The organism is Neobacillus paridis (assembly GCF_016765675.1).
Taxonomy (GTDB): domain Bacteria; phylum Bacillota; class Bacilli; order Bacillales; family Cytobacillaceae; genus Neobacillus; species Neobacillus paridis.
The window spans coordinates 1-565 of record NZ_JAESWB010000187.1; the positions used below are offsets into that span (position 1 = coordinate 1).

Below are 565 nucleotides of genomic sequence, written 5' to 3' on the forward strand. Positions count from 1 at the left end.
CCTTGGCAGCGTTGTCGATCACGCCATCCAGCGAGCCGTATTGCGCAATCCACTTGGCCGCTGTCTTGGGACCGACCTTGGCCACGCCGGGCACGTTGTCCACGGTATCGCCCACCAGCGACAGGTAGTCGACGATGCGCTCCGGCGGCACGCCGAACTTGGCGATCACGGCGTCGCGGTCCAGGGTTTCGTTACTCATGGTGTTGATCAGCGTGACATCGTCGTTGACCAGCTGCGCCAGGTCCTTGTCGCCGGTGGACACCACCACCTTCATGCCATGCTTCACCGCATCGACCGACAGAGTGCCGATCACGTCGTCTGCTTCGATACCTTCGATCATCAGGATCGGCCAGCCCATGGCGCGCACCGCTTCATGGATCGGTTCGATCTGGCGGGCCAGGTCTTCCGGCATCGAGGCGCGGTTGGCCTTGTACTCGGGGTAGAGATCGTCGCGGAACGTCTTGCCTTTTGCGTCGAAAATGCAGGCAATGTATGCTGCCGGGTAATCATTGCGCAGGCGGCGCAGCATGTTGATGATGCCGTAGATGGCGCCGGTCGGCGCGCC

At 62.3% G+C, this 565-nt stretch carries 1 protein-coding gene; it reads right to left on the reverse strand.

Going from position 1 to position 565, the window contains the following annotated elements:
* Nucleotides 1-565 (reverse strand): 5'-3' exonuclease (locus tag JK635_RS28455; protein WP_498043869.1); only part of this gene is annotated, 565 nt, incomplete at both ends.